4 protein-coding genes are annotated in these 5706 nt (G+C 72.4%); 1 reads left to right on the forward strand and 3 read right to left on the reverse strand.

Going from position 1 to position 5706, the window contains the following annotated elements:
* Positions 1-182: 182 nt before the first annotated feature.
* On the forward strand, positions 183-3767 hold the full coding sequence (locus tag TX83_RS20600) for a sensor histidine kinase (RefSeq protein ID WP_261370226.1): 3585 nt from the start codon (positions 183-185) through the stop codon (positions 3765-3767).
* A 52-nt stretch (positions 3768-3819) separates the two neighbouring features.
* On the opposite strand, the gene hemE is transcribed toward TX83_RS20600, so the two are convergent.
* The 3 genes from hemE to TX83_RS20615 form a co-directional block, all read right to left on the reverse strand.
* Positions 3820-4926: a uroporphyrinogen decarboxylase gene (hemE, locus tag TX83_RS20605; RefSeq protein WP_064749860.1), complete on the reverse strand. Its 1107-nt coding sequence runs from the start codon at positions 4924-4926 to the stop codon at positions 3820-3822.
* 138 nt (positions 4927-5064) lie between these two features.
* Positions 5065-5319: a WGR domain-containing protein gene (locus TX83_RS20610; protein ID WP_064749861.1), complete on the reverse strand. Its 255-nt coding sequence runs from the start codon at positions 5317-5319 to the stop codon at positions 5065-5067.
* 172 nt (positions 5320-5491) lie between these two features.
* Positions 5492-5706: helix-turn-helix domain-containing protein (locus TX83_RS20615; protein ID WP_141233609.1), on the reverse strand; the 215-nt coding region annotated here is incomplete at its 5' end.

Raw genomic sequence — 5706 nt, forward strand, 5'->3', positions numbered from 1 at the left:
AGGCGGTGTTGGCTCGCGCAGGCGTGGAGTGAGCGCCGCGGCCTGAGCGGCCTGCGCTCGCGCGGCCGAATGGCCGGCCGCGCTCGGACCGGCCGCGGCGGCGGTCATGGCCGAGCTTGCGCTACCCGACACACATTGCGACGATTCCCCGTCGCCGCGCGTTTCGCGGCGCGGGAGCGGCAATGCGGCGCACAATTCGACGGCTGTTCGCGCTGAGCGCCGCAGCGATGTGCCTGGCCGCCGCGACGGTCGCCGTGGCCGGCCTGCCCGAGACGCCGCGGCCGCGGCAACTCACCGTCGCCGACGGCCTGCCTTCCAACACCGTCAACCGGGTGGTCGAAGACCGCCACGGTTATCTGTGGATCGCCACCAGCGAGGGCCTGGCGCGCTACGACGGCCTCGGCTATCGGGTCTGGCGGCGCGAGCAGGGCTTGCGCGACAACTATCTGTGGACGGTGCACGTCGATGCCCGCAACCGGGTCTGGATGGGCACCAGCCAGGCCGGCCTGGCGATGCTCGACGCCGACCGCAAGACGTTCCGCTACTACAACCGCGGCAACACCCCGCAGATGGGCGACGACAATGTCTGGTCGATCGCCTCCACGCCCGACGGCGCGTTGTGGTTCGGCACCGCCCACGGCGGCCTGCACCGGCTCGGCCCGGACGGCAAGGTCGACCGCTTCCTGCCGCGCGAGGGCGACCCGCGCAGCCTGCCCAGCGAAGGCATCGCCAATCTGTCGGTGTCGCCGGACGGCACCTTGTGGATCAGCACCCTGGCCGGCGCGGCGCGCTGGACCGGGCACGATTTCGAGCGCGTGCCGGACAAGGCGCTGAGTTCGACCATCGTCAACGCGGTCACCTTCGAGGCCGACGGCACGGCCTGGTTCGGCAATCCGCATGGGGTCGGCGTGCGCCGGCCCGACGGCCGCTACGAGGCGCACCCGTGGGCGGCGGTCGCGCCGAATTTGAAAGTCGTCGACGTGCTGCGCCGCGACCGCTCCGGCCAGTATTGGTTCGACCTGCCGCAGGGACTGGGCATCGGCGGCGCCGATGGGATCGAAGTCGTGCCCTTGTTCAGCAGCACCAGCCAGGGCCTGGTGCGGCCGAGCTGGTCGCACGCCTACGAAGACCGCGAAGGCGGGTTGTGGTTCGCCAGCACCGGTCACGGGTTGTGGTACCTGCCGCCGAACTGGCGCCAGTTCTCGGTGCTGATGCGCCGGCTCGGCGACGACAGCAGCCTGTCCAATGCCGGCGTGCTCGGCATCGCGCCGGCGCGCGGCGGCGACATGTGGCTGGTCGGCACCGGCGGCGTGCTCGACCGGCTGGATCCGGAAACCGGTCGGGTGACCCACGTCGCCCGCGATTTCAGCGACGGCATCGGCCTGGACCGGGTGCTGGAAGACAGCCGCGGCATGGTCTGGGTCAGCAACTACGGCGGCCTGACCCGGATCGATCCGGCCAGCGGCGCGCGCCGCCACTGGGGCATGGACGACGGCCGCGATGCGGCGGTTTCCGGCACCGCCGAGGTGATCGAAAGCGACGGCGCGATCTGGGTGGTCGGCAGCGACGGCGACCTGCAGCGGCGCGATCCGCAGGGGCGGGTGTTGGAGGCGTTCGGGTTCGGCGAGCGCGGCCTGCCCAAGGACATGTCGCTGGAATACGCCGGCAAGGGCCCGGACGGTTCGCTGTGGCTGGCCGGCGCGCGCAGCCTGTGGCGCTGGCAGCCGGCGGCGCAGCGATTCGCGCCGGTGCCCGGCGCGCCGGCGCAGGCGGTGAACTCTTTCGCGTTCGGCAACGACGGCCGGGTGTGGCTGGGCGGCTTCGGCAATCTCGCTGCGTACCGCTGGGACGGGCTGCGCCTGCAGCCCGAGTTCGAACTCGGCGCGCGCGCCGGCCTGCCGATGAGCGAGGCCCAGGGCCTGACCGTGGACAGCGCCGGCCGGGTGTGGATGACCAGCACGCGCGGCCTGGTGCGGGTCGACCCGCAGACGCGTTCGGCGCGCGTCTACGGGGTCAAGGACGGCCTGCCCAGCCAGGAGTTCTCCGGCCGCCCGGTGCCGCGTCCGGCCGACGGCCGCATCCTGGTCGGCAGTCCGGAAGGACTGGTGCTGTTCGATCCGGCGGTGGTGCGTCCGGTGGAGCAGGCGCCGCCGCTGATCGTGGAAACCGTCGAAGTGCGGCGCGGCAACGAACGGCTGACCTTCGCCACCGATGCCGCCGGCCAGGTCGCCGCCGGCGGCGCGCAACCGATGCCCGCCATTCGCCTGGCCGACGGCGACCGCGATCTGCGCATCGTCGCCCGCCTGCTTTCGTTCAACAACGCGCCGAGCAATCGTTACCGTTTCCGCCTGGACGGGTACGACCCGGGTTGGGTCGACGGCGGCAGCAGCGGCGAGCGGATCTTTTCGCAATTGCCGCCGGGCGATTACCGGCTGCAGGTCAAGGCCAAGACCGCCGACAACGTGTGGTCGCCGGTGCAGACGGTGGAACTGCATGTCGATGCGCCGTGGTGGTGGAGCGGCTGGGCCTTGCTCGGTTTCGTCGCCCTGGCGCTGTTGCTGTTGGGTTGGGTGCTCGCCGCGCACCGGCGCCGTTTGCAGCGGCGCCTGGCCTGGCAGCGCGCCGAACACGAACGCGAAGTGGCCAAGCAGGCTTCGCTGGCCAAGACCCGCTTCCTGGCCACGCTCGGCCACGAGGTCCGCACGCCGATGACCGGCGTACTGGGCATGAGCGAGTTGCTGCTGGACACCCCGCTGGATCAGAAACAGCGCGAGTACACCCAGTCCATCCGGCGCGCGGGCGAACACCTGTTGCGCTTGGTCAACGACGCCCTGGACCTGGCCCGGATCGAATCGGGCAGGCTCGAGTTGGCCGACGAGGCTTTCGACCTGCGCGCCCTGGTCGCCGAAGCCGGCGATCTGATGGCGCCGCTGGCGCGGCAGCGCGGGCTGGAGTTTCTGGTCGAGGTCGACCCGGCGGTGCCGGCCGGCCTGCGCGGCGATTCCAGCCGCGTGTGCCAGATCCTGCTCAACCTGCTCGGCAACGCGATCAAGTTCACCGAGGTCGGCCGGGTCGGCCTGCGGGTCGAACCGCTGCGGCCGCAGGGCGTGCGCTTCGAAGTCGTCGACACCGGCCCCGGCCTCAACGAAGAACAGAAGGCGCGTCTGTTCCGCCGCTTCGAACAGGCCGAGGGGGCGCGTACCAGCGCACGCTACGGCGGCAGCGGCCTGGGCCTGGCGATCAGCCAGGAACTGGCGGCGGCGATGGACGGCCATATCCGCGTCGACAGCGAACCCGGCCGCGGCGCGCGCTTCGTGTTCGACCTGCCGCTGCCCGCCGCCGAAACGCCGGCGGCGCGGCCGCGCACGCCGGTCGTGGCCGCCGACGCGGCGGTCGGGCCGCGCGCCTTGCTGCTGGTCGAGGACGACGCCACCGTCGCCGAAGTCATCGCCGGGCTGCTGCGCGCGCAGGGGCATCGCGTGAGCCATGTGCCCAACGGTCTGGCGGCGTTGGCCGAAGCGACGATCGCGCGCTTCGACATGGCTCTGCTCGATCTGGACCTGCCCGGCATCAACGGCCTGGATCTGGCCCGGCAGTTGCGCGCGCAGGGCTTCGTGCAACCGTTGGTGGCGGTGACCGCGCGCGCCGATGCCGAGGCCGAGCCGCAGGCGATCGCGGCCGGGTTCGACCGCTTCCTGCGCAAGCCGGTGACCGGGGCGATGCTGGCCGAGGCGATCGCCGAGCTGTGCGCGCCGCCGCGCGCCTGAGCGGCGGCGGCAGCGTCGTTCGAAGGAGGCCGCGCGCTGCGCGGCCGCCGGCTCAGCGCGCGCTGAGCTCGTGCACCGCCGCGACCAGCGCGGCGACGTGATCGGGCGACATGTCCGGCGACAGGCCGTGGCCGAGGTTGAACACGTGGCCTTCGCGCGAGCCGCCGTTGCCGTCGCGGTAGGCGTCCAGGGCCAGGCCGACTTCGGCGCGGATCGCGTCCGGCGAAGCGTACAGGGTGACCGGATCGAGATTGCCCTGCACCGCGACCCGGCCGCCGATGCGGCGCGCGGCCTCGTCCAGGCCGACCGTCCAGTCGACCCCGACCGCCTCGGCGCCGCTGCCGGCCAAGTCTTCCAGATAGGGATCGTTGCCCTTGCCGAACAGGATCAGCGGCGTGCGCTGGTCGCCGTCGCCGCGCTCCAGCTCGGCCGCGATGCGCTGCATGTAGCGCAGCGAGAATTCGCGATACATGCGCGGCGACAGCACGCCGCCCCAGGTGTCGAACACCTGCAGCGCCTGCGCGCCGGCGGCGCGCTGGGCCTTGAGGTATTCGATCACCGCGTCGGTCACCACGCTCAGCAGCCGGTGCATCGCCGCCGGTTCGTTGAGCGCCAGCGACTTGATCCGCGAATAGTTGTCGCTGCCGCCGCCTTCGACCATGTAGCAGGCGATGGTCCAGGGGCTGCCGGAGAAACCGATCAGCGGCACCGAGCCGTTCAATTCGCGGCGGATGGTGCGCACCGCGTCCATCACGTAGCGCAGCTCGGTTTCCATGTCCGGCACGGCCAGGCGCTCGATGTCGGCGGCGCTGCGGATCGGGCGTTCGAACTTCGGACCCTCGCCGTCGGCGAAATACAGGCCCAGGCCCATCGCGTCGGGCACGGTGAGGATGTCGGAGAACAGGATCGCCGCGTCGAGCGGGAAGCGGCGCAGCGGCTGCAGGGTGACTTCGCAGGCCAGTTCCGGGTTCTTGGCCAGGTTGAGGAAGCTGCCGGCCTGGGCCCGCGTGGCGCGGTACTCGGGCAGGTAGCGGCCGGCCTGGCGCATCAGCCACACCGGGGTGCGGTCCACGGGTTGGCGGCGCAGCGCGCGCAGGAAGCGGTCGTTGGCGAGGCCGGGCAGGGACGAGGGGGAAGCGAGCGGGCTGGGCTGGGACATGGGGGCGTCGTGGCGAGGAGGTGCGGTTTTAAGGAAAGAGACGAAGTGTGCGGCGCCGGCGCGCGGCCGCGCTGCGTCGGTTTGTCGCGGCGTCGCGCGGCGTCGCGCGCGCAGCGCCGGGCGAGGCCGGCCGGCGCATCATCGCGGCGCTTCGGCGCCCTGGGTGAACATCAGCTGGAAGCCGCGCTTGAGCTGCTGGTCGCGCGCTTGCTCCAGCGCGGCGAAGGCGGCGTCGCGATCGAGGAATTGCTCGCGCCGGACCGTGCTGCGGCCGCCGATCTGGCCGGTCTCGCGGACCAGGGTCCAGCCGCCGAGCAGATCCGGTTCGAGCATCAGTTGCACGAAGCGGGGGGCTTCGCGGCCGTCCGGGCGTTGTTGGAGGAGTAGGCGCACCGGGCGATTGTAGCGGCCGCGCGGTGCGGGGCGAGGAGCGGATGCGGGGGAAGCGGGAACGAGTCCCGGTTCCGGCCGCGTCTTGGCCGAGGTCCCGACGGGGGAGGGGCGCCCCCGGTGGTCGCCAGCCTGTGCTTCCCGCGCCCCGTTGCGGTCGGTGGCCGATGCCGGCCTAGCCCCGGAAGCCCCGCCGGTACGCCGACGGCGAGGTGCCCAGCTGGCCGGCGAAATGCTGGCGCAGCGAGACCGCACTGCCGAAGCCGGTTTGCGCGGCGATCGCGTCCAGGCCCAGTTCGGTGGTCTCCAGCAGGCGCTGGGCGCGGGCCAGGCGCTGCCCGGCCAGCCACTGGCCGACGGTGGTGCCGGTGCTGTCGCGGAAACGGCGGG

This window comes from Lysobacter antibioticus HS124 (genome assembly GCF_000336385.2).
GTDB classification, from domain to species: Bacteria; Pseudomonadota; Gammaproteobacteria; order Xanthomonadales; family Xanthomonadaceae; genus Lysobacter; species Lysobacter firmicutimachus.